The 19,221-nt window shown below is 58.3% G+C and carries 18 protein-coding genes; 5 read left to right on the forward strand and 13 right to left on the reverse strand.

The window, feature by feature from the left end; all coding sequences use genetic code 11:
- Positions 1-51 precede the first annotated feature (51 nt).
- Entirely contained in the window at positions 52-873 is an 822-nt protein-coding gene (locus ACFSKT_RS23510; RefSeq protein ID WP_377717789.1) for a hypothetical protein, read from the reverse strand.
- 179 nt (positions 874-1,052) lie between these two features.
- Between ACFSKT_RS23510 and ACFSKT_RS23515 the strand changes: the two genes are divergently transcribed.
- Complete coding sequence (locus tag ACFSKT_RS23515; RefSeq protein ID WP_377717790.1) at positions 1,053-7,061, forward strand: S-layer homology domain-containing protein; 6,009 nt, start codon at positions 1,053-1,055, stop codon at positions 7,059-7,061.
- A gap of 95 nt (positions 7,062-7,156) precedes the next feature.
- Here ACFSKT_RS23515 and ACFSKT_RS23520 read toward each other — a convergent pair whose 3' ends face one another.
- Positions 7,157-8,026: an SDR family oxidoreductase gene (locus ACFSKT_RS23520; RefSeq protein WP_377717791.1), complete on the reverse strand. Its 870-nt coding sequence runs from the start codon at positions 8,024-8,026 to the stop codon at positions 7,157-7,159.
- Positions 8,027-8,233: 207 nt separating this feature from the next.
- Here ACFSKT_RS23520 and ACFSKT_RS23525 point away from each other — a divergent pair, with 207 nt between their 5' ends.
- Complete coding sequence (locus tag ACFSKT_RS23525) at positions 8,234-8,815, forward strand: TetR/AcrR family transcriptional regulator (RefSeq protein ID WP_377717792.1); 582 nt, start codon at positions 8,234-8,236, stop codon at positions 8,813-8,815.
- Between the two features lie 168 nt (positions 8,816-8,983).
- On the opposite strand, the gene ACFSKT_RS23530 is transcribed toward ACFSKT_RS23525, so the two are convergent.
- Genes ACFSKT_RS23530 through ACFSKT_RS23540 form a run of 3 tightly spaced genes read right to left on the reverse strand, consistent with a single transcriptional unit; the run spans position 8,984 to position 10,746 of the window.
- Positions 8,984-9,526, reverse strand: coding sequence for a GNAT family N-acetyltransferase (locus tag ACFSKT_RS23530; RefSeq protein ID WP_377717793.1), 543 nt, complete (start codon positions 9,524-9,526; stop codon positions 8,984-8,986).
- A 26-nt stretch (positions 9,527-9,552) separates the two neighbouring features.
- Positions 9,553-10,257 carry a DNA alkylation repair protein gene (locus ACFSKT_RS23535; RefSeq protein WP_377717794.1) on the reverse strand — a complete coding sequence of 235 codons (705 nt, stop codon included), beginning with the start codon at positions 10,255-10,257 and terminating at the stop codon, positions 9,553-9,555.
- Positions 10,258-10,293: 36 nt separating this feature from the next.
- Entirely contained in the window at positions 10,294-10,746 is a 453-nt protein-coding gene (locus ACFSKT_RS23540) for a MarR family winged helix-turn-helix transcriptional regulator (RefSeq protein ID WP_377717795.1), read from the reverse strand.
- Positions 10,747-10,875: 129 nt separating this feature from the next.
- On the opposite strand from ACFSKT_RS23540, the gene ACFSKT_RS23545 reads away from it, so the two are divergent.
- Both ACFSKT_RS23545 and ACFSKT_RS23550 read left to right on the forward strand, forming a co-directional pair.
- Entirely contained in the window at positions 10,876-11,322 is a 447-nt protein-coding gene (locus ACFSKT_RS23545) for a GNAT family N-acetyltransferase (RefSeq protein ID WP_377717796.1), read from the forward strand.
- Positions 11,319-11,960 carry a YczE/YyaS/YitT family protein gene (locus tag ACFSKT_RS23550; RefSeq protein ID WP_377717797.1) on the forward strand — a complete coding sequence of 214 codons (642 nt, stop codon included), beginning with the start codon at positions 11,319-11,321 and terminating at the stop codon, positions 11,958-11,960. Before ACFSKT_RS23545 ends, ACFSKT_RS23550 begins: the two co-directional genes overlap by 4 nt.
- A 100-nt stretch (positions 11,961-12,060) precedes the next feature.
- Here ACFSKT_RS23550 and ACFSKT_RS23555 read toward each other — a convergent pair whose 3' ends face one another.
- The gene (locus ACFSKT_RS23555) at positions 12,061-12,618 is read right to left on the reverse strand and encodes a hypothetical protein (RefSeq protein WP_377717798.1); all 558 of its coding nucleotides are present in this window, start codon (positions 12,616-12,618) and stop codon (positions 12,061-12,063) included.
- Between the two features lie 75 nt (positions 12,619-12,693).
- On the reverse strand, positions 12,694-13,200 hold the full coding sequence (locus ACFSKT_RS23560; protein ID WP_377717799.1) for a DUF4188 domain-containing protein: 507 nt from the start codon (positions 13,198-13,200) through the stop codon (positions 12,694-12,696).
- 155 nt (positions 13,201-13,355) lie between these two features.
- On the opposite strand from ACFSKT_RS23560, the gene ACFSKT_RS23565 reads away from it, so the two are divergent.
- Positions 13,356-14,492: an NAD(P)H-dependent flavin oxidoreductase gene (locus ACFSKT_RS23565; protein WP_377717800.1), complete on the forward strand. Its 1,137-nt coding sequence runs from the start codon at positions 13,356-13,358 to the stop codon at positions 14,490-14,492.
- A 145-nt stretch (positions 14,493-14,637) separates the two neighbouring features.
- Here ACFSKT_RS23565 and ACFSKT_RS23570 read toward each other — a convergent pair whose 3' ends face one another.
- The 6 genes from ACFSKT_RS23570 to ACFSKT_RS23595 form a co-directional block, all read right to left on the reverse strand.
- A complete protein-coding gene (locus ACFSKT_RS23570) occupies positions 14,638-15,174 on the reverse strand; it encodes an NUDIX hydrolase (RefSeq protein WP_377717801.1) in 537 nt (178 codons plus the stop codon).
- 163 nt (positions 15,175-15,337) lie between these two features.
- Complete coding sequence (locus ACFSKT_RS23575; RefSeq protein ID WP_377717802.1) at positions 15,338-16,042, reverse strand: hypothetical protein; 705 nt, start codon at positions 16,040-16,042, stop codon at positions 15,338-15,340.
- Between the two features lie 268 nt (positions 16,043-16,310).
- Positions 16,311-16,601, reverse strand: coding sequence for a hypothetical protein (locus ACFSKT_RS23580; protein WP_377717803.1), 291 nt, complete (start codon positions 16,599-16,601; stop codon positions 16,311-16,313).
- Positions 16,602-16,822: 221 nt separating this feature from the next.
- Positions 16,823-17,005: a hypothetical protein gene (locus ACFSKT_RS23585; protein ID WP_377717804.1), complete on the reverse strand. Its 183-nt coding sequence runs from the start codon at positions 17,003-17,005 to the stop codon at positions 16,823-16,825.
- Between the two features lie 116 nt (positions 17,006-17,121).
- A complete protein-coding gene (locus ACFSKT_RS23590; protein WP_377717805.1) occupies positions 17,122-17,559 on the reverse strand; it encodes a rhodanese-like domain-containing protein in 438 nt (145 codons plus the stop codon).
- A 208-nt stretch (positions 17,560-17,767) separates the two neighbouring features.
- Complete coding sequence (locus ACFSKT_RS23595; protein WP_377717806.1) at positions 17,768-18,997, reverse strand: cytochrome P450; 1,230 nt, start codon at positions 18,995-18,997, stop codon at positions 17,768-17,770.
- Between the last annotated feature and the right edge of the window lie 224 nt (positions 18,998-19,221).

Consider the following 19,221-nt stretch of genomic DNA (forward strand, 5'->3'; position numbering starts at 1 on the left):
AGCTGAATTTTCGACTGATCTCGTCGCCTCCGCCAATCATGGGGCCTTCGATTAAAGCTCTGTCACCGCCCTCTCATTCCGGTGGTTGCCTCCTCCGTCACCGGTGATCCTCCACGCGATCGCGAATTCGCCTTGGGCTCGCCGGCCGGTAACGACGATCCGTACCGTGGATGGCTCATCCACCTGATAGCCCATCCATTCGCCGTCATCCTGCACATCGTTGGTAGAACTCACTCCCTCTCCCTTTAAGCCGTACCCGTAGCCCCCGCCGTTCGAGATGCGCCAGTCGATCCGGTAGAACAACGTTTGCCCCCGCTCAAGCTCGATTGGAATCTCTTTCTTCCCATGAAAATAATCGAACTTCGCCTGGTAGCCATCCGCGCTTCTGTTCTCCGACCACTGCTCGGTTACCGTAAAATCAGCCATGGACACATACAAGGATGCGGCCAATAGCAGGACGGCTGCCGCTCCGCTATACGGCCACCACGCACGGTAAATAAGGGCTGCGCCTAGGAAGGTCAGCGAGCACGCCACACCGTAGAACCCGCCGAACAGCACCCACAGCCATTGGCTCGGATACCACGCCAAGAACGGAAGAACCCCGCCAAGGATATACAACAGCAGGGTAAACGCCGCCTTGGCCGGACTCCTCTTCAGCTTCCAGAGCGCCGCATCTACGACGACGGCGAACAGCACCGCGTAGCCGTATACGAACGCCCACAGCGGGAACTCGCGAGTCAGCTCCGCCATTTCAACCAAATCCAGCCCAGCCGTTAACGCAAGAAACCCGAGAAAAACCGTTCCGGCCGCGGCTAATTTGGATGACGCGTAAGCCGCCGCTCGCGTCCATGCGAATCCGTTGAACAACGTCATCGTTTTGCCTCCCTTGAATTTGCTGCTTCCAAGGTACCAAGAATTGAAGGCGTCCGTCAGTTCTAACTTTCATAGAACCCGCCCCATTCTTTGCAATTAATTCATCAAACGTTTACTTCCCATTATTCAACCTTTTGTAAAGTAAGAATCGTTCAGCTTGCGAAAAGGAGAGAATGTTGATGAAGATTGCGGAAAAGATGCGAAGATGGGGCACGACCGCGGCGCTAAGTTCGATGCTTGTCGGGCTCGTGCAGCCAGCAGGCGTCAGCTGGGCCGAGGACGTACCTGCGCTCACGCCGGCGTTATCGCCGCCGAAGCTGCTGATTACAGAGCTCGTGCCGGATACGGCGAATATCGACGGAAGCGACGGCTATGAGTTTATCGAGGTATATAACAACTCGGATGCCGCGATTAACTTCAATGACTATAAACTGAGTTATGAGTATGGGAGCGGCACGAAGGTTGCATGGAACACGATCTATACGGGCGACAAAATGATTCCTCCCGGTCAAACCATCATTTTCTGGGTGATGAACGGCAAGAACGGGACTGCGACCGCCGAGCAATTCAATCGCAACTTCGGCGCTTCGCTAACCGAGAACGTCAATCTGTTCCGGCTGGCGGAGACAGGCGGGATGCATAATAGCCAGCCTCGCAGCCTGGTTATTCGCGATTCGGCAGGCACGGAGATCTCCAGCGCATCCTACCAGAACGACGCGCAAACGGAAGAGAATAAAGGCATTCTCTATCAGCATCCAGCCGCAAACAAGAGCGAGATGGTCATGATGCCGCAGCCCGGCACGATAGCCGCCACGCCGGGACAAGTCGCCGCGGAGCAGCTGATTCCGGCGCCGCCGGCGGCAATTACGCACGCGCCGCAGCAGCAGGCTCCTGCCGATCAAGCCTACAAGGTAGACGCCGTCATCACGGGCGGCGCGGCAGTGACGGGCGCGGTGTACTATAAAACCAACCTGCAGCAGACGCATGCCGCTCTCCCGATGAACGCGGCCGGCACCGCCTATTCCGCTTCGATCCCGAGCGCGAATCTGACGGGCGCAAGCCAGCTGACCTATTACATCCAAGCGCAGCGTGGCAGCGAAGAGCCGGTGAAGACGGCGGAATACACGGTACAGCTGACCGCTCCGACAGAACCGAACGAGCCGAATAAGCCGGCGGACGGTCCGTCGCTGCTCATTACGGAACTTGTGCCGGACACCTCCAATGTGACGGGCGAAGACGGCAAAGGCTACGATGCCTACGAGTTTGTCGAGATCTACAATAATACGGATGCGACGATCAACTTCAAGGATTACAAGCTGTTCTACGAGTATGAGAAGCGCAGCAATCCTACGCAGTGGAAGCCCGTCCACACGGGAGACATGCCGATTCCGGCGGGACAAGCCATCGTGCTGTGGGTGACGAACGACGGCAACGACGGCGACGATAACAATGCCGGTTCCGGCGCGATCACCGCAGCCCAATTCAACGGCCTATTCGGCACCGCGCTGACCGAGAACGTGAATCTGTTCCGGCTGGCGGAGTCGGGCGGCATGGCGAACGGCGATCCGCGCTCCTTGTCGATCCAAAATGCGGCCGGTACGGAGATTGCGTACGCCTCGTTCAACGATAGTACAACCGACCAAACGCAGCCCGACAAAGGCATCCTCTACCAGCATCCGGTCAAGGGCTCGACCCAGATGGTCATGATGGCGAATCCCGGCACGAAGCCGGGTACGCCCGGCGCGGTCGCGGCCGAGCAGCTGATTCCGCCTGTCGTGCAGATGCCGCTCGCCATTACGCATACGCCGGCGGCAAACGCTTATAATAGCGTCGCTTATCCGGTAACCGCCGCCGTCTCGGGCGGCAGTGCGGCGACGTCCGTCGCGGTTCATTACAAAACCGAACTCGCCCAGACCTATGCCAGCGCCGCGATGACGGCGGGCGGCGGCGCGTTCACGGCCGATATTCCAGCCGCGGCGCTCGCCGGCGCCACGAAGCTGACGTATTACATCGAGGCGCGGGATGGCGAGCGCGAGCCGGTCCGGTCGACCGAGTTCAACGTGACGCTCATGACAGCCGCCAATGATTCCGGCGTTCCGCCGCTGCTCGTCACCGAGGTGCTGCCGAACAGCGCCACGAATATCGGCAGCTCGGACGCTTATGAGTTCATCGAGATCTACAACAACTCGGCGCAGACGGTCAACTTCAAGGATTACAAGCTCTACTACCGGTACACGGACAGCGGTCCGGACGCGGACGTCGTCTGGAATACCGAACGGGAGGATCTGATGATCGCCCCGGGCGCCACGCTCGTGTTCTGGATCATCAACAGCGCCAATACCACAAGCACGGTGGCGGATTTCAACAAGGAATTCGGCACGAGCCTGACCGAAGGCAAAGATATTGTGAAAATGTACAGCGATGGCATGGCGAACGGCTCCAAGCGCGGCATCGCGATCGGCACGAACACGCACAAGGACATCGCGGTCGCCTATTACGACGGCAGTACGACTAACGTCGCCAACAAGGGCTTCCATTACAAATTCCCGACAGGCAGCGCCACCGAGATGATCGCGCATGCATCCGGCACGCTGGCCGCCTCGCCGGGCAGCATCGAGGCCGGGCAGGTACCGGAGAGGCTAAGCGCCGTGAATGCGGATACCTCGGCGCCAGTCATCGCCGATCGGACCGGCAAGACCGAGATCAGCGAGATGGGCAATCTGGCGATTACGGCCGACGTTACGGACGAGACCGACGTCAAGACGGTCGCCTTGTATTACCGCACGGATGCCAGCGCTGCATTCACGAAGCGCTATTTGTATGAAGATTACGCGGACAAAATGTTTCATCTTACGATCTACTCGCCCGAGCTGATCGGACGCCAAGCGGTGGAGTATTACTACGAGGCGTCAGACGGCACCCACACGGTGAAATCCGACCCGTTCAAGGTGAACATTCTGACCAAGCACAGCCATGCCGATCTGCGGCTGAACGTGAAGGACGGCGATATTCTGAGCGGCGCCCGCGTCGTCAAGGGCACGTCCGAGCAGGAGACGGCCGATGCGCTGAAGCTGGCCGTAGACGGCAAGGAAGCGACGCCGACCTATCGCGCGCTGGAGGAGGACGCTTATTTCGCCTTCGAGGCGACGGGCGTCAACTATTACTTCAAGAATGCGGTCACGACGGGTAAAGAGATTCTCTATACGTTCATGGATCCGATCAATACGTGGACGACGCTGACCTACCCGATCGACGCCAGCCGCCTTCACGAGGGCGCGAACGAGATCGCGGTCCGGGCGGCGACCAAATCCGGTCCGTTCGACGACCGGGAGGAAGAGAACAAGGACGATTTCAAAATCCGCAACGTGCGCCTCGTGCTGGCGGACGGCACGGTGATCTACGATCCGAAGTACAATAAGCCCGAAGAAGTGCTGGCCATGGGCGACAGCGCTAATACGCACGAGGGCATCGAGTTCAACTTCGCGTTAACGCAAGCCGAGCTGTTGGCCAAAGCGTACGCGTGGAAAACGACGGAGGCGCAGGACGGGCCGCACGTGGTCACGGTCGAAGACGCCGCCGGCAAGAAAATAACCGCCAATGTGACGGTCGACAACACGGCGCCTGCCATTAAACCTACTGTCGTAGAAGGCAAGGAATACCGCGGAACATTCACGTTGAACGCCGAGACGGCCGATCCGCTCGCGGGCGTGCAATCCGTCTCCGCCAAGCTGGACGGCGCGGCGATCGACCTGCCGTACGCGACTTCTTCCGGCAAGCTGACGAAGGGTGAACACCTCTTCGAGGTGACGGCCGTCGACAAGGCGGGCAATAAAGCGACGAAGACGATCCGCTTCAGGGTGGCCGACGAGAATCCGGGCAAGCCGGAGCTGGTATCCCCGGCGAACGGTCAGACTGACGTCTCGACCTCTCCGACTTTGATCGTCAAGCTGTCCGACCCGCTGGGCGACGAGCAGAAGGCCTCCTTCTACCGCGGCTTCCGCTATGACGGCGCTAATCGCGACGGACTGCAAGCGTTCACCGGCGCTTCCGAGACCGAACCGCCGAAGAAGCAAGCCCCGGACGGCGAGCAAGCGATGTCTGCGGCCGATCTCAACCAGATCGGCTCGGTCGATAAGACGTACCTGACCACGGACTCCGAGGAGAAATTCCCGTACCACCGGTTCGCGATCGACCTGGACGATTCGGTGAAGGCGACCGACCGGGTAGAGGTCAAGTGGCAGGGCCACTCGCTCGAAGGCCGCAAAGTCAGTCTGTATGCGTGGAACAAGGCCAATCAGAAGTGGGACATGCTCACGAGTAAAATCGCGGGCGCCGGGGATTTCGAGCTGACCAGCACGGTAGAAGCCGGACCATACAATACAGACGGCAGCCTGCATGTGCTCGTTCAGGACGAGAAGCCGGTATCCGAGGATCCGTACGATTTCACGTTCGTCTGGATGTCGGATACGCAGTATTATTCCGAGAGTTACCCGGATATCTATACGAAGAACGTGCAATGGATCGTGGATAACGAAACGAAGGAAGATATCCGGTACGTCATTCATACCGGGGATATCGTGGACGAGGCCGACCAGCCGCACCAGTGGGAGAACGCCAACGCTTCCATGAGCATTCTCGACAAATCGGGCATTCCATACGGCGTGCTCGCCGGCAACCATGACGTATCGCACCAAACCGGCGACTACCGCTATTATTGGGAGCACTACGGCGAGAACCGCTTCAACCAGCAGCCGACGTACGGCGGCTCGTACCAGAACAACCGCGGCCACTACGACCTCGTGTCGGCGGGCGGCAACGATTTCATCATCGTGTACATGGGCTGGAATATCGGAGACGCGGAGATCGACTGGGTGAACAAAGTGGTGTCGGAGCATCCGGACCGCAAGGCGATCCTCGCCTTCCACGAATATTTGCTCGTGTCGGGCAACCGCGCGCCGATCGCCGACGAAATCTACGAGCGCGTCGTCCTGCCGAATAAGAACGTCATCATGACGCTCAGCGGCCATTACCATGACGCCGAGAATTTGATCGACGAGATCGACGATAACGGCGACGGCAAGCCCGACCGCAAGGTGTACCAGATGCTCGCCGATTATCAAGGCGCGGAGATGGGCGGACTCGGCTACATTCGCCTGCTGCAGTTCGACCTGGACAACAACAAGGTTCACGTCAAGACGTATTCGCCTTACCTGAACGATTACAACTACTATGATCCGGTTCAAAATCCGAACAAAGACGAGTTCCACCTGGACGTCGACCTCGGCAAGATGAACAAGCGGGTCGCGACCGACTACTTCGGCGTCAACATCTACACGGATCAGTGGATCGGCGAAACCGAAGGCGTGAAGAGCGGCAGCAATGCCGCGTTCACATGGAACAATCGGAGCGCCAATCAGCTGTACCAATGGTACGTGCTCGCCGAAGATCGCAACTCCGGCAGTACCTTATCCGAGATCTGGAGCTTCAAGACCGGCAGCGCCGGAAGCGGAAGCCCGGGAACGCCGACGACGACGCCGAACCCGGGCACCGGCGGCGGGAACGGCAATAACAACGGCGGCGATAAGCCGGCCGGCAGCGACAACGGCACGGGCGGCAATAGCGGCGGCGAGCCGAAATTCGCCGACGTGCCGAAGACCCATTGGGCGCACAGCTTTATTCGGGAGCTGGCCGACCGCGGCATCGTAAGCGGCACGGACGCCGAGCATTATGCGCCGGGCCGAATCGCGACGAGAGCCGAATTCGCCAAGCAGATCGCAGGCGCCTTGGACATCCCGAACGGCCGAGCCTCCGCGGGTTATACCGACGTCGCAGCGAACAGCTGGTATGCCGAAGCCGCGCAAGCATTGGCCGAAGCCGGCATTATGCAGGGCAACGGCAGCGGCCAATTCCAGCCGTCGCGCGAGCTGTCGCGCGAAGAGATGGCGGTCATCCTCGTGAAGGCGTACGAATGGAAGCACGGCGAGATCAAGGCCGATGCGAACGCGCTCTCGAGCTTCAAGGACATCGCGTCCATGAGCGCTTGGGCGAAGACCTACATCGCCAAAGCGGTTACGCTTGGCCTGCTTGAAGGCCAAGGCGGCGGCCTGTTCGCGCCGGCGAAACCGGCTACGCGCGCGGAATGCGCCAAAGTCGTGTACCTGCTGCTGACAGCGCAGGAGAAGCAATAGGGTTCAGCCAATAGGAAGAAAAACCAAAAACGCCAGCGCCTTCTCCGGAAGGCGCTGGCGATTTGTCATTGTCGGCACATTCGCCGGTCGGAATCTTAACCGCGCGGAAGGCGATCGATCGCCCGCTTCAACGTATCCCGGAACGGCGCTGTCGGCCGGCCCAGCAGGCGAGCCAGCGTCGAATCCGTGCGCGCGAATTCGCCGCGTCGGCATGCTCGATAGAGACCCGCGAACATGTCCGCCCGCTCTTCCGGAAGGCCTCGGGCGATTAATTCGGCCCGATATGCATCATCCGCGATGACGGTTCTTCGAACCGGGCGGCCAAGCAGCTCGGCCGCCATCGCCGCGATGCCTTCCAGGTCCATGACTTCTGATCCCGTAAGCACGGGCGTCACGCCGCCGATACTTCCGTCAAGCAGAGCAACCGCGGCCGCTTCCGCCAGGTCGCCGTGCGACGTCCAAGCGACCGGGCCGTCCTCCGGAGCTGCCAGCTCTCCCGTTCGCAGCGCGTCTCCGAGCAGCATAAGCGCCGAATCGGCGTAGAAGCCGTTCCGAAGCGAGACGTAAGCCAAGCCCGAATCTACGAGCAGCGTCTCCGTGGCCGCATGGTCGACCATCGGCGGGAAATACGAATCCGGCGACGCTCCCATTTGGCTCGTGTAGACGATTCGGCTCGCACCGGCCCGCACGGCCGCTTCGATCGCCGTGCGATGCTGCCGGACAGTGGATTCGCCCAAATCGTTGGATGACACCATGAACACTTGCGATGCCCCATCGAAGGCATGCGCTAGGCTTGCGGCGTCGTTATAATCGCCGCCGCGTACGCGAACGCCCCGCTCCTTCAGGTTTGCTGCCTTATTCACATCCCGGACGCTTATGCCGATTTGCTCGGCCGGAACATGAAGAAGCAGCTGCTCGACGACAAGCCTTCCCAATTGACCATTCGCTCCCGTAACGACAATCATGACAAATTCCTCCTTGTTTCTCGTATAACCCAACACTGTTGTGTAAACAACATCGTAAGTCGTGCTACACTGTTAAGGATATAGAGCGGCCATAAACCGGGCAATCATCAATACGACGGAAGCGTTGCTTAGCCAACACTAACGCCGATCTGTCGTGTATTTCTCGGTTCCGGTTCCTCTTTACATGCCGAAGGAGCGTGCATCCTCATGCCCGTGAATGAAAATGATCCTCGCGTTCAGCGAACGCGACAATTGCTTATGCACGCCTTCATGGCGCTATTGGAAGAGAAGAAGAACATCTACTCCATTTCCGTCCAGGACATCGCGGCTCGCGCCACGGTCAATCGTGCCACGTTCTATGCGCATTTCGCAGATAAATTCGCCTTTCTGGAAAGTTGGATGCGGGAGAAGTTTCAGCGAAAGTTGAGCAACGAATTGCCGAACGGCTCGCTCTCGGATATGGACAGCTTGCGGATGTTGATGTTATCCGTGTTCGACTTCCTCGCCCGGACGAGGCAATACATGACGCCCGGCGATCGTCAATTCGAACCGCTCTTCGAGATTGCCATGCAAAAGGAGCTCGAACAGCTGCTGCTCCGCTGGCTGCGCGGCTTGCAGCAGCCAGCGGCCACCCCGGAATTGGTGGAAGCGACCGCGCGCTTCGCCAGCTGGGGCATCTTCGGTTCTGCCGTGCAATGGAGCCGCGCTCCCCGCGAGCGTACGGCAGAAGCAGCGGTACGCGATCTATTAACAGTCGTCGCCGCGGGAATGGCGCCGGTTACGGGATGAACGCATGTCAAAGAAGCCGCCCATCGTGCGGGCAGCTTCTTCGTTTGCGTTAATCTAAAGACGTCCATTCATCGCTTCCCCACGATCACGCTTTGCGAACCGCGAACCACAGCTCGACATAGTTAAGGCCCTCTTTGGCGCCATTCCGAGACGTGCCGCGGTCTGCTCTTAGATATCCGGGTCCGGATTAATGATCGCCAGCACCTGATGATCCTCCCACACGCCGTTGATCTTCACGTTGCTGCGCGAGATGCCCTCTTTATGGAATCCGGCTTTCTCCAGCACGCGGATCGATCCGGGATTGCGCGGCGAGACTTCCCCCGTGATCCGGTGAAGCTTCAGCTCCTCGAAAGCATATCGGACCACCTGCTCCACGGCTTCCGTCATATAGCCCTTGCCGTTATGCAATTGGTCCAAGCTGTAGCCGATCATCCCGCTCTGGAGCGCTCCCCGCGTAATGAAGGACAGATCCACGCTGCCAATCACGTCGCCGTTCTCCGCTAGGCAGACGACGAAGGCATATCTCCGATCCGCTTCCCTGTCGCTTCCCCGCTGGACGATGATCTCACGCTGATGCTCCGCCGTGTAATAGGTATCCGGATTCGCGGGTGAGAATTGCTCGAAGAACGCCCTGTTGCGCGCGTACATCGCGGCCAATGCCGCCGCGTCCGCTTCCTCCGGGAAACGGACGTAAACCCGCTGTTCACTCATGCTGCACCATCCTCGCTTCCGTAAGACTAACAGCGGACATATTTGCGTTTGAAGCCGAGCTTGCCTTTCTCGGTAAACTTGCGAATGTTCTCGGTCGCATGGATGAAGCTGGACTTCGTATCCTTCTTCAGCTCGACCGGGCCGACCGCCTCGGCGGTGGCCACGGCTTTCTCGTGGAGCGGCACATAGGAGGTCGCGACCGTGTAGAGAAAATTATTCATCGCGGACTTCACCCGATTCGGCGCATCGTGTATCGTGCGTTCCGCAAGATCCAGCAGATCCGCGATTTTGCTCTCGCTGAACTCGCTATCCTTGCGACTGCCGAGCAGCCAGCAATAGCAGCTCCATCCCGCCGATCGGCGAAGCTCTTCGTCGCTCGCGATCCAGCGGTCTGCAACCTCCTGCGCAATATCGGCTTCGGCCAATGTGACGGCGACGACATAGTCGGAGAGCATATAGAAGTACGCCCCGTCCATCCACCGCTCGAAATCCGCCTCCGTCATCCTCAGCGGTTCGGCGATGATGCCGGCGAAATACATGGCATCGTAGTTCCCGGTGGCATAAAGCTGCTCGGCCAAAGGCTGATTAAGCTTGATCTGCTTCGCAAGCGGCTTCATCGCCCCCGTCGCCACGCCGAACACCGGCTCGCGCGCGCCGTTGCTCATGTACATCTTCTTCTGACGCTCCTTGCCAAGCGCCTCCAATTCCTGCATGACCGTCTCGAAATCCATATTCGCGCAGCCTCCCTATTTGGGTCATCTCGTTCTCTAGTACGCTCGTTTGTTGCCTTTCTTCACGAACTCCCAATCGACCTCGACATTCCGCCTCACGCGCTGAAGGAGATGGAACAGCATGTCCGACTCTTCCTCCGACAATCCCGCCAACGCGACCGAATCGGAGTGCTCCCCTTCCCGTTTTAACAACGGGTAGACCTGCATCCCTTTCTCCGTCGCGAACAGCCGCTTGATTTTCCGGTTCGCATCGTCGTCTTTCTTCTCCACGAAGCCTTGCAGCTCCAGCTTCTGGATCGCGCGCGCCGCGGTCGTCCGGTCCACCTTGATCATCTCGGCCAGCTTCTCTTGGATGATCCCCGGATGCTCCACGATGCGGACCAGGTAGAGATACTGGCCTTTGGTGAGGTCCACTTCCTTGAATTCAATATTGCTTATCGAATCCAGCGCCCTCGCGATCATGCCGATCTCACGAAGGATCTCCTTCATTCGATCACCGCCCTTTTTGTTGCATGTACAACAATATTATTTTCCGGTATACTGCTTGTTATTGATGACACCTGCGTCCATTATGACGATTTTTGGTCAAAAAAGAAATGCCGGAAGGATGGAAGAAACGTGAAGCCTATACAAATTACGCGCCCTGAGGAATTAGCCGAAGCATTCGATATCCGAAAGAAAGTCTTCGTGGACGAACAGGGCGTGCCGCTTGAAGACGAATTCGACGCCTTCGATACGCTGGATGGACAATGCCGGCATCTGCTGGCCTATTACGAGGGACAACCGGTCGGTACCGGAAGGATACGGGTCGTGGACGGGATCGGCAAACTAGAGCGCATTTGCATCTTAGCGCCGTACCGGAAATACGGCATCGGCCGGGAAATTATCGCGTTCCTGGAGAAGCTCGCGGCGAATCAGGGGTTGAAGCAGGTCAAGCTGCATGGGCAAACGCAGGCCGAGGGGTTCTATGCGAAGCTTGGCTACCGGACGGCTTCGGACGTCTTCATGGAAGATGGCATTCCACATTACCTCATGCTCAAAGATTTGGCTGACGCTCGAGAATGAAAGGATTGCGCATCCGCACCTTGCTTATTTTCGTCTCCGGCTTGTTGATCTTGACGCTGGGCATTGCGCTCACCATCCAATCCGGTCTTGGCGCGTCCCCATTCGATGCGCTATTGGTCGGTCTAGCCGATACCGTCGGCCTGACCGTGGGAAGCTGGGAAGTGCTCGTCGCGATCCTGTTGATCGGGTGCAACGCGCTGTTAGCCCGGCAGAAGCCGGAGGTGTTCGGACTGCTCACCGCCTTCATTACCGGAATCGGCATCGATCTGTGGCTCTACGGGTTAGGCCCGCACCTTGCACCTGCGCTGTTGGTAAGCAAGCTGGCTTGCTTCGGCTTAGGCTTGCTCCTGCTCGGGATCGGCACGTCGATCTATTTGTACGCCAAATTCGCGCCGAACCCCCTCGATCGGCTCACGCTGCTTATCCAGACATTGACGGGACGCTCCATATTCGCGGCGCGAACCCTCCTCTATCTTCTCTTCTTGATCGGCGCGATGATCGTCAAGGGACCCATTGGCATCGGAACGCTCCTGACCGTGGGCCTGGGCGGTTTTATCCTGCATCTCTTCATGCCGCTGACCCAGCGCGCCTTGGATCGGATGCAGCCGCGCGATCAAGGCTCCGCTCATCCGCGCTAACCAAAAGCAGCCGGCCTCACGTGGGCCGGCTGTCGTCGTAATCTTGTCTCCTCCCGCGTTGGTCCTGCTCGGCGCCTGCTTCCTCGCCGGACGAAGCGCCTCACTCGCCGAGCAAGCTCCCCTTCTCGGCGATCCGCATCGCTTCTCGATAAAAGGCTTCGAATTCCTTCGCCGGCAGGCGGAATTCATCCCCGGTCAACGCGCCCGAATAGGCGCGCAGCACATCGTATAAGTTCAGATGAGACCACTCCCATAATAGCGATGTCCAGTTATACGCAAGCATCACATCGGTAACCGAGCGACGGATGCGCGCCGCCTCCAGACGAGATATTCCGCACCTTTCCAGTACCCGCAAGGTCTGCTCCTTCTCCTCGGAGGTCAAGGCCGTGTCGAGAAACTCTTCCAGAATCAAGCCCCACGTGTCTACTCGGCGGACCAGCGGTATGTCGTTCTGCTCCGCAAATGCTCGCAGCGCCTTCGCGTCCACGCCTTCCGCAAAGAGGACCTCGCCCTCCACCGTGCGGATTTCCGGCGGATAGGCATGAGGGAGAATCTCCCGTATGCGAGCGGCCGGAATCGCCCCCTCCGGACAAACGGACGCGGCCGAGAATGGATACGCCTCAAACCGAATGTGATCGCCGCCAAAACAAACGATCATGCAGCCCCCTCCCTTCATCCGAATACGCATGACCTCATTGTATGATTCCGCCATCCCCTCCTAGCACAACGATGCTTATTGAGGATTCGGAGGCGTCGGTACGACGGGCTCATTGTTCCCGCCCATACGGCGGCGGGACGTTTCCATATGGCCGACAGCCGGCACGTGCTGTCCCACCTTCCCTAACCCGAACAACGGCATATTCCCGTAAATGCACTCATAATCGCCCGATCGGATTTTATAGGTTTCGTGGTAAATGCCGACGCTTCCGTCCGTGCCTACCTTGCGATTAAACTTCCGCCAAGCGCTCAGATGCTGTCCGCCGCGAGCATACGACTCCAGCTGCTCATACGAATCCCAGTATTGAAGCAGATGGACGCTGCGCCAGCCCAGCATGAACTCCGTGCCCCGGAAGCCGAGCTTGCGATTGGTGTAGAGCTCGCGCAGCATCGGTCCCATGGCCTGAAAGACCGGCAGCCACTTGTGTACAGCCCATAGCCGATTGACGCGCATGCCGATGATGAAGACGACGAAATCCCCTTCCATGTGAGCGGCGTATCTCCCCGGTATGACCTTCGCCATTGCATTTCCTCCTTCAGCGATTTTGGATCGCATTTATTTATTAATTAATAAATAAACTATTTGGCGCCAGCCGTCAACTATTTTCCGTCAATTCCAATGGTTCGCCGCAAAGAAAAGTGCCAGGATATGGTATCCTATTAACGAAAGGCGGTGCAATGATGAACACCCTGCTTACACGCAAACTCAACATTCGCTATCCAATCCTGCAAGCCCCCATGGCAGGCGGTCCGACGACGGCGGACTTAGTGGCTTCCGTGTCCAACGCCGGAGGGCTTGGGAGTCTTGGGGCAGGTTATTTGCCGCCCGAACAAATCCGAACCGCCATCCGGGAGATCAAGCAGCGAACGGATCGTCCTTTCGGCGTGAACCTTTTCGTACCCGAGTCGTCTATCCCGCCCGAAGACGCCATTATCGATGCCATGAACCACCATCTTAATACCTTTCGCGCGGAGCTGGGGATTGCCCCGAACCCATCGATCCCCAAGGCCGCGGAGTCGTTCGAGGAGCAAGTTCAAGTACTGCTGGAAGAGCACGTCGCCGTATTCAGTTTCACGTTCGGGATTCCTTCGCGGGAAATTCTCCAGTCGATGAAACAGCAAGGGATCTTCGTCATCGGCACGGCCACGACGGTCCATGAAGCCGGCGCCTTAGAGACTGCCGGCGTGGATGCGATCGTGGCGCAAGGCAGCGAAGCCGGAGGGCATCGCGGCACGTTCTTAACGAGCACGGCCGATGCGCGTGTCGGCACCATGGCTCTAGTTCCGCAAATGGTGGATCACGTCACGGTTCCGGTTATCGCGTCGGGCGGCATTATGGATGGACGGGGACTGGTTGCCAGCCTTGCACTAGGGGCTTCCGCCGTACAGATGGGCACCGCTTTCCTAGCCAGCGTCGAAAGCGGCGCCCATGCCGTTCATAAGCAGAAAATTCTTTCATCCCGCGAGGATTCGACCGAGGTGACGGATGCATATTCAGGCAAAGCCGCACGCGGCATTCTTACGGATTTCATGAAGGCTATGCGTGATTATCCGGGGGCCGTCCCCGCCTACCCGCTGCAACATGCGCTGACGAGAGATATTCGCCAGGCGGCCGCTAAGGCGAGCAACCCCGCGTATATGTCGCTCTGGGCCGGTCAAGGGCTTCGCTTAGCCCGAGAGCATGCGGCCGCAGATATCGTGGAGCAGAGCGTTGAGCAGGCGATGCTGCTCATGAAAAGGCTGGGTCATTTTGGGTCTGAAGCCGGAAGCGGGGATTCACTCTGCAACGGCCACCGTTCGATTGACGCTGAGTAAGGGGGTATTATCGTATCTCCGGGCTCCACATACACTTACTTTACCGCCAAATATGTGGCCGCGACTGTCCCTGATCGTGTATTGGCGCAAACGCAAACGGCAGCCAGTAGGCTGCCGTTGACTTTCCCCTTATGCTTGGATGCGGCTACCGACCTTGGATCTCGCACCTTGCCAGCACGCGCTTCGCTTCCTCCAAGATTCGCTTATCCCGCATCACCATGAATCGCGCGGAATAATCGTCGCAGACGCGCAGCGACGCTTCCAGGCAATCCAGAGCCTGGTCGATCGGCATCCATACCGCTTTCATGCCGAGCTTGGCCTCGCTCTCCGTGAGGGCGGCGAACCCGAGCTCGCGGAGAGCGTGGGCCATATAGCAATAGGATCGCTGAAGAAAGCCCGTGCGCTGCTTATGCTCGTCCACGATGCCCAACACGTGGGTAATTTCCGCCTCATAGCCGGTCTCTTCGCGAATCTCCCGGATAAAAGCCGCTTCGATATCTTCGTCCTCGTCGACGCCGCCGCCGGGCAGCTTGTAGATATCGACGGTCGACATATACATCAGGGCGACTTGCATGCTATCATCCAGCAGCACGCCCCGCGAAGCATGCCGCGATACCTGCGAAAGCTCCCCGGAGGCTTCGCCTACAACGTCGAGATCGGTTATTTTCGCAAACCATTGCATCGTTCGATTCTCCTTCCAGTCCGGACAGCCCTGTCCATCTCAACACCTTCCGCCTCATATTATGAGAATGCGCTGCACTGCAATCATGCAGGTTCCCGAGCGTCCCGTCTCCTCATAGACTTCTCTTATCTTGGTCGCTTGAATCATCTCACCGGGATTCAGGCTACGGCTGCGCTTGTTCCTTCCGGTCCAACACCATCATATGGTTGTCGGCATCATAGCGGAAATGATAGATCGAAATAAAATCCTGTCCCGCCCCCTGTCCGCCGTACACGACGAGTTCGTCCCGTTCTGCGCGAAGCGGATGATGGGGGTGCTGGCCGATGCGCGACAACGGCTGACCGGTCTTCATGTCGAACATGATCGGGAAAGCCTGTCCGCCCGCGACGCCGAATAAATACGTCTCGCGCGCATGACAGTCGGTATATCGCGGAACGAACGCGAACAGATCGGCATCCCCCACGCTAAGCCGCTGCAGCTGGATCGGTTCGTCGCTCGGTTGAATGATTTCGAAGTCGATCGGAAAAACGAGCAGCTTGCCGGATGCCTCTCCGGAGGCAGGCTCCCACCAGGCTTCGTAGTCTCCCTTCCAACTCAGATCGGTCTCCAGCCCATAGCAGCTCGGCGCCCCTAGTGCGCGTACGTTCGCGCGCGTATCGGGCTTGATGAGCAGACGACCGTCCGGATGAGTCCCAAGCGCTCGAATCGAGAGATCGGCCGGAGCTGAATCCGGCAGGGAGGTTGAGACCGGCGGCGATGCGTCTTGTTGGTGGTCTGGACGCGGATCGGGATCCTCCTGAACCGCGCGATTCATGCATGCGGATAACAATGCGAGGAGCAGCAGCATTACCGCCAGCTTCACGTTCATGACTTCCATCCTTTCGGAGCGAATACTCAACCAAACTTCCAGACGCATCCCAAAAAAGGAATGTTGCGGATATGCGCTCGTCTGGCAACGAAAAAAGGAGCAGCGCCGTGACGGCCCGCTCCTGCAATGGCTCAGCTTCCGAGCTCATAGGTGTTCTGCTTCGTGCTAAACTTCGCTGCCCTTGCATGCCTACGCCCGGTCAGGAGAGCAGTCTGTTCATCATCCCGGACCCGCAGGCTGCGAATCGCTTGCGCCCGGCGCGTGGCCGCTACTCGAACGACGTCCCCAATTCCACGTTCACGACTTGGAGCAGCTTTGTCTTCGCCTCTTCAATCAAGGGCTCGGCTGCGGGAAGCGCCTCGTCGCCTTCGGCCAAGTAATGAACCTCGGTACGAAGCTCCTGCAGCTCTTCGTCGTAAATGACCTTCACCGCGATCAGATCGGTAACGTGGCCGTCCTGCTGATCGACGTGCTGAATTTCCGCTTCCCAATACTCGTCGCCATCATCCGTAATGCCGTATTCGATGCCGTCATGAATCTTTATTTGCTGGTTGCTCATGCGCGATCACCTTAATCCTTATTTATTTACTTGGCTTAATTATATACGAGAGCGAGACTGGAAGAGAACATCCATTCGTTGAAAGTGCTATCAATTGTTTTTATGCGATCTATAGACAGCGGTTATTACCTGGAAAATTGTAACGCCGATTGACGCAGGAATCCTATCCTCTTGTAGGTCGACAAAGAAACCCGGCCGCCATGGCCGGGCTCTCCTGTAAATCAATTGCGGGAGAAAGGCGGCGAGTAGCCCGCCTCCCGCTGGAAACGCTCCTGCTCCGACTCGCCGTGGAATTCGCGCTCCATCGCCCGATTGGCTTGCTCGGCCTCCGCCGCTTCTCGCGCCTCCGCGGTCGCTTCAAGCTTCGCATCGTCGGATAAGGGCCTAGTCGACTCCTGCTCCATTCGCTCATCCTCCTTCACGCGGTGCGCGCCTAGTTTTCCCAGCGCGGGAAACATCATGCGGCCCCGTTCGTTCCAGTACAAGACGAGGCTGATGGAGGAGACGTGCCGCTTCGCCCTCAGCCGACCAAGTTCGCCGATTGCCCAAGCGTACCCGACACGTCATTGCCTTCCCTCCGCCAGTACTCGATGCCGCCGAGCATCTCCTTCACCCGGAATCCCAGTGCGGCTAAGCGCGCCGCGCCCTTGGTCGCGCCGTTGCAGGCCGGGCCCCAGCAATAGACGACGATCGCGCGATTCTTATCGAAAGCCGCGGTCGTCTCTTCGCCGATGTGGCTAGAAGGGAGATTAACTGCCCCCGGGATATGGCATTGTTCATAGGCTGTCGCGCTGCGTACGTCGATCAGCAGGAAGTCATCGAGACCATGCTGCCTGTCGTACTGCACGTCCGCGACGTCCGTCTCCATGGCAAGCTTGTTCATGTAATGCCGATGAATATCGGACGGCGTGGCAGCAGGCGTCTCGAGAACGAGCGAATGAAGGGGTTGCGTTGTCATAAAGATAACCTCCGAATGGGATGATGTGTGCTTGCGATCACTATAGCACGGCCCCCATTCTCGGCGTTATCGATAGAAATCTATGCCATGCTTCAAAAATTTTGATGAATCCGAACACGGCCCATCGTTTATCGTATCCGACCTCCCAAATTCCACCTTCCGGTAGCGGCGGAGAAGGGAATGCTTCGCAGCCCTCTCGAACCCTTGTCTATTGCACCGCTCTCATCGGCAGACGCGTGAGCGACTGGCCCGGCGCCGATGTCACAAGGCTCTTCTCCAGGTCGAACGCCACCGGCTCGATGCCGCGGAAGCGCTGCAGGAACGCGGTCAACGCGAGGTTCAGCTCCAGCCGGGCGAGCGGCCCGCCGAGACAGAAGTGCGGCCCGTTGCCGAACGTCAAATGCTTCTTGCTGTTGCCGCGGTGGATATCGAGCGTGAACGGATCGGCGAACATGTGCTCATCCATGTTGGCCGCGCTCATCCACGCGATGACCACGTCGCCTTTCTTCATCTCCACGCCCAGCGCGTCGGTATCCTGCTTGACCGTGCGGTCGCGCTTGGAAATATGGAACCGGTAGCGGAGCATCTCATCTACCGTCTGCGGGACGAGCCCCTGATCGTCGCGCAATTGCCCGAACAGCTGCGCATCGTCGTAAAGCAGCGAATAGAAGAGGCTCGCGAGCATGTGACTGGTCGTCTCGACGCCGGCGCCGAGCAGCAGCATCGTCGTCCGCACGACCTCGTCGTCGGTGAACCGCTCGCCTTCGATGTCGACCTTCAGCAGATCGGAGATGATGTCATCCGCGGGATCGGTGCGCTTCCGGACGACGATCGGGTATAAATACTCGTAATATTGCTTGGCCGCGGACATTTTGCGCAGCTCCGTCTCCTGCTCGCTGCCTTTCTCGAGGGGCTGGAACAAAATATCGACCCAGTTCTTGAACAGCGCGCTGTCGTCGGTCGGCACGCCGAACAGATCGGCCATGACCATGGATGGCAGCGGCGCGGCCAGCGTCTGGACGAGATCGATCGGACCTTCCGGCTTCATGTCCTCGACCAACTTATTGGCGATCTGACGAATGCGAGGCTCCCAATTATCCAGCGCGCGCGGCGTGAACGCCGCGGAGATGAGCGAACGCCGCCGAGTCGATTCCGGCGGGTCCTTGAGCGTGAGGTTGATTTTGTCGGGAATGCCGCCCTCCTTATTCTTCGCGCCTACCGCGATCGCGGTGCGCTCGCCTTCGCTGGAGAACAGCTGGTGATTGCTGAGCACTTGCTTGACGTCCTCGTACCGGAACACGTTCCACGTATCCGTCGCCTCATGGTAATAGACCGGATGGTCGTGAAGCATCCGCTTGTACCACTCGAGCGGGAAGAATTCCTCGGATCTCGAGCGAAACGCGGGAATGTCTTGGATCGATATGACTTTGCTATACATCAGTCCACCTCCATCATAATCGCAATACCCCAGCAATTCCCATTTTATACGAGTCGTTTATTTTGGGGTAATCCAACGAAACAACCAATCTGATTGCATGGATTAATTAGGCATTGGAACTAGACGATTAGTTCATTTTGAGGTTGTACCAAGGTAAACCGACCACCGCCGTCATGGAAGGCACGGCGCCTTTCAATCCGAAAGATCCACAAGATGTTGGATAA

Source organism: Paenibacillus xanthanilyticus (genome assembly GCF_042682185.1).
GTDB lineage: Bacteria > Bacillota > Bacilli > Paenibacillales > Paenibacillaceae > Paenibacillus_Z > Paenibacillus_Z xanthanilyticus.

Excerpts from the sequence above, each read along its gene's own strand:
- ACFSKT_RS23510 (WP_377717789.1), bottom strand. The coding sequence starts at position 873 with ATGACGTTGTTCAACGGATTCGCATGGACGCGAGCGGCGGCTTACGCG.
- ACFSKT_RS23515 (WP_377717790.1), top strand. The coding sequence starts at position 1,053 with ATGAAGATTGCGGAAAAGATGCGAAGATGGGGCACGACCGCGGCGCTA.
- ACFSKT_RS23520 (WP_377717791.1), bottom strand. The coding sequence starts at position 8,026 with ATGATTGTCGTTACGGGAGCGAATGGTCAATTGGGAAGGCTTGTCGTC.
- ACFSKT_RS23525 (WP_377717792.1), top strand. The coding sequence starts at position 8,234 with ATGCCCGTGAATGAAAATGATCCTCGCGTTCAGCGAACGCGACAATTG.
- ACFSKT_RS23530 (WP_377717793.1), bottom strand. The coding sequence starts at position 9,526 with ATGAGTGAACAGCGGGTTTACGTCCGTTTCCCGGAGGAAGCGGACGCG.
- ACFSKT_RS23535 (WP_377717794.1), bottom strand. The coding sequence starts at position 10,257 with ATGGATTTCGAGACGGTCATGCAGGAATTGGAGGCGCTTGGCAAGGAG.
- ACFSKT_RS23540 (WP_377717795.1), bottom strand. The coding sequence starts at position 10,746 with ATGAAGGAGATCCTTCGTGAGATCGGCATGATCGCGAGGGCGCTGGAT.
- ACFSKT_RS23550 (WP_377717797.1), top strand. The coding sequence starts at position 11,319 with ATGAAAGGATTGCGCATCCGCACCTTGCTTATTTTCGTCTCCGGCTTG.
- ACFSKT_RS23555 (WP_377717798.1), bottom strand. The coding sequence starts at position 12,618 with ATGATCGTTTGTTTTGGCGGCGATCACATTCGGTTTGAGGCGTATCCA.
- ACFSKT_RS23560 (WP_377717799.1), bottom strand. The coding sequence starts at position 13,200 with ATGGCGAAGGTCATACCGGGGAGATACGCCGCTCACATGGAAGGGGAT.
- ACFSKT_RS23565 (WP_377717800.1), top strand. The coding sequence starts at position 13,356 with ATGATGAACACCCTGCTTACACGCAAACTCAACATTCGCTATCCAATC.
- ACFSKT_RS23570 (WP_377717801.1), bottom strand. The coding sequence starts at position 15,174 with ATGCAATGGTTTGCGAAAATAACCGATCTCGACGTTGTAGGCGAAGCC.
- ACFSKT_RS23575 (WP_377717802.1), bottom strand. The coding sequence starts at position 16,042 with ATGAACGTGAAGCTGGCGGTAATGCTGCTGCTCCTCGCATTGTTATCC.
- ACFSKT_RS23580 (WP_377717803.1), bottom strand. The coding sequence starts at position 16,601 with ATGAGCAACCAGCAAATAAAGATTCATGACGGCATCGAATACGGCATT.
- ACFSKT_RS23585 (WP_377717804.1), bottom strand. The coding sequence starts at position 17,005 with ATGGAGCAGGAGTCGACTAGGCCCTTATCCGACGATGCGAAGCTTGAA.
- ACFSKT_RS23590 (WP_377717805.1), bottom strand. The coding sequence starts at position 17,559 with ATGACAACGCAACCCCTTCATTCGCTCGTTCTCGAGACGCCTGCTGCC.
- ACFSKT_RS23595 (WP_377717806.1), bottom strand. The coding sequence starts at position 18,997 with ATGTATAGCAAAGTCATATCGATCCAAGACATTCCCGCGTTTCGCTCG.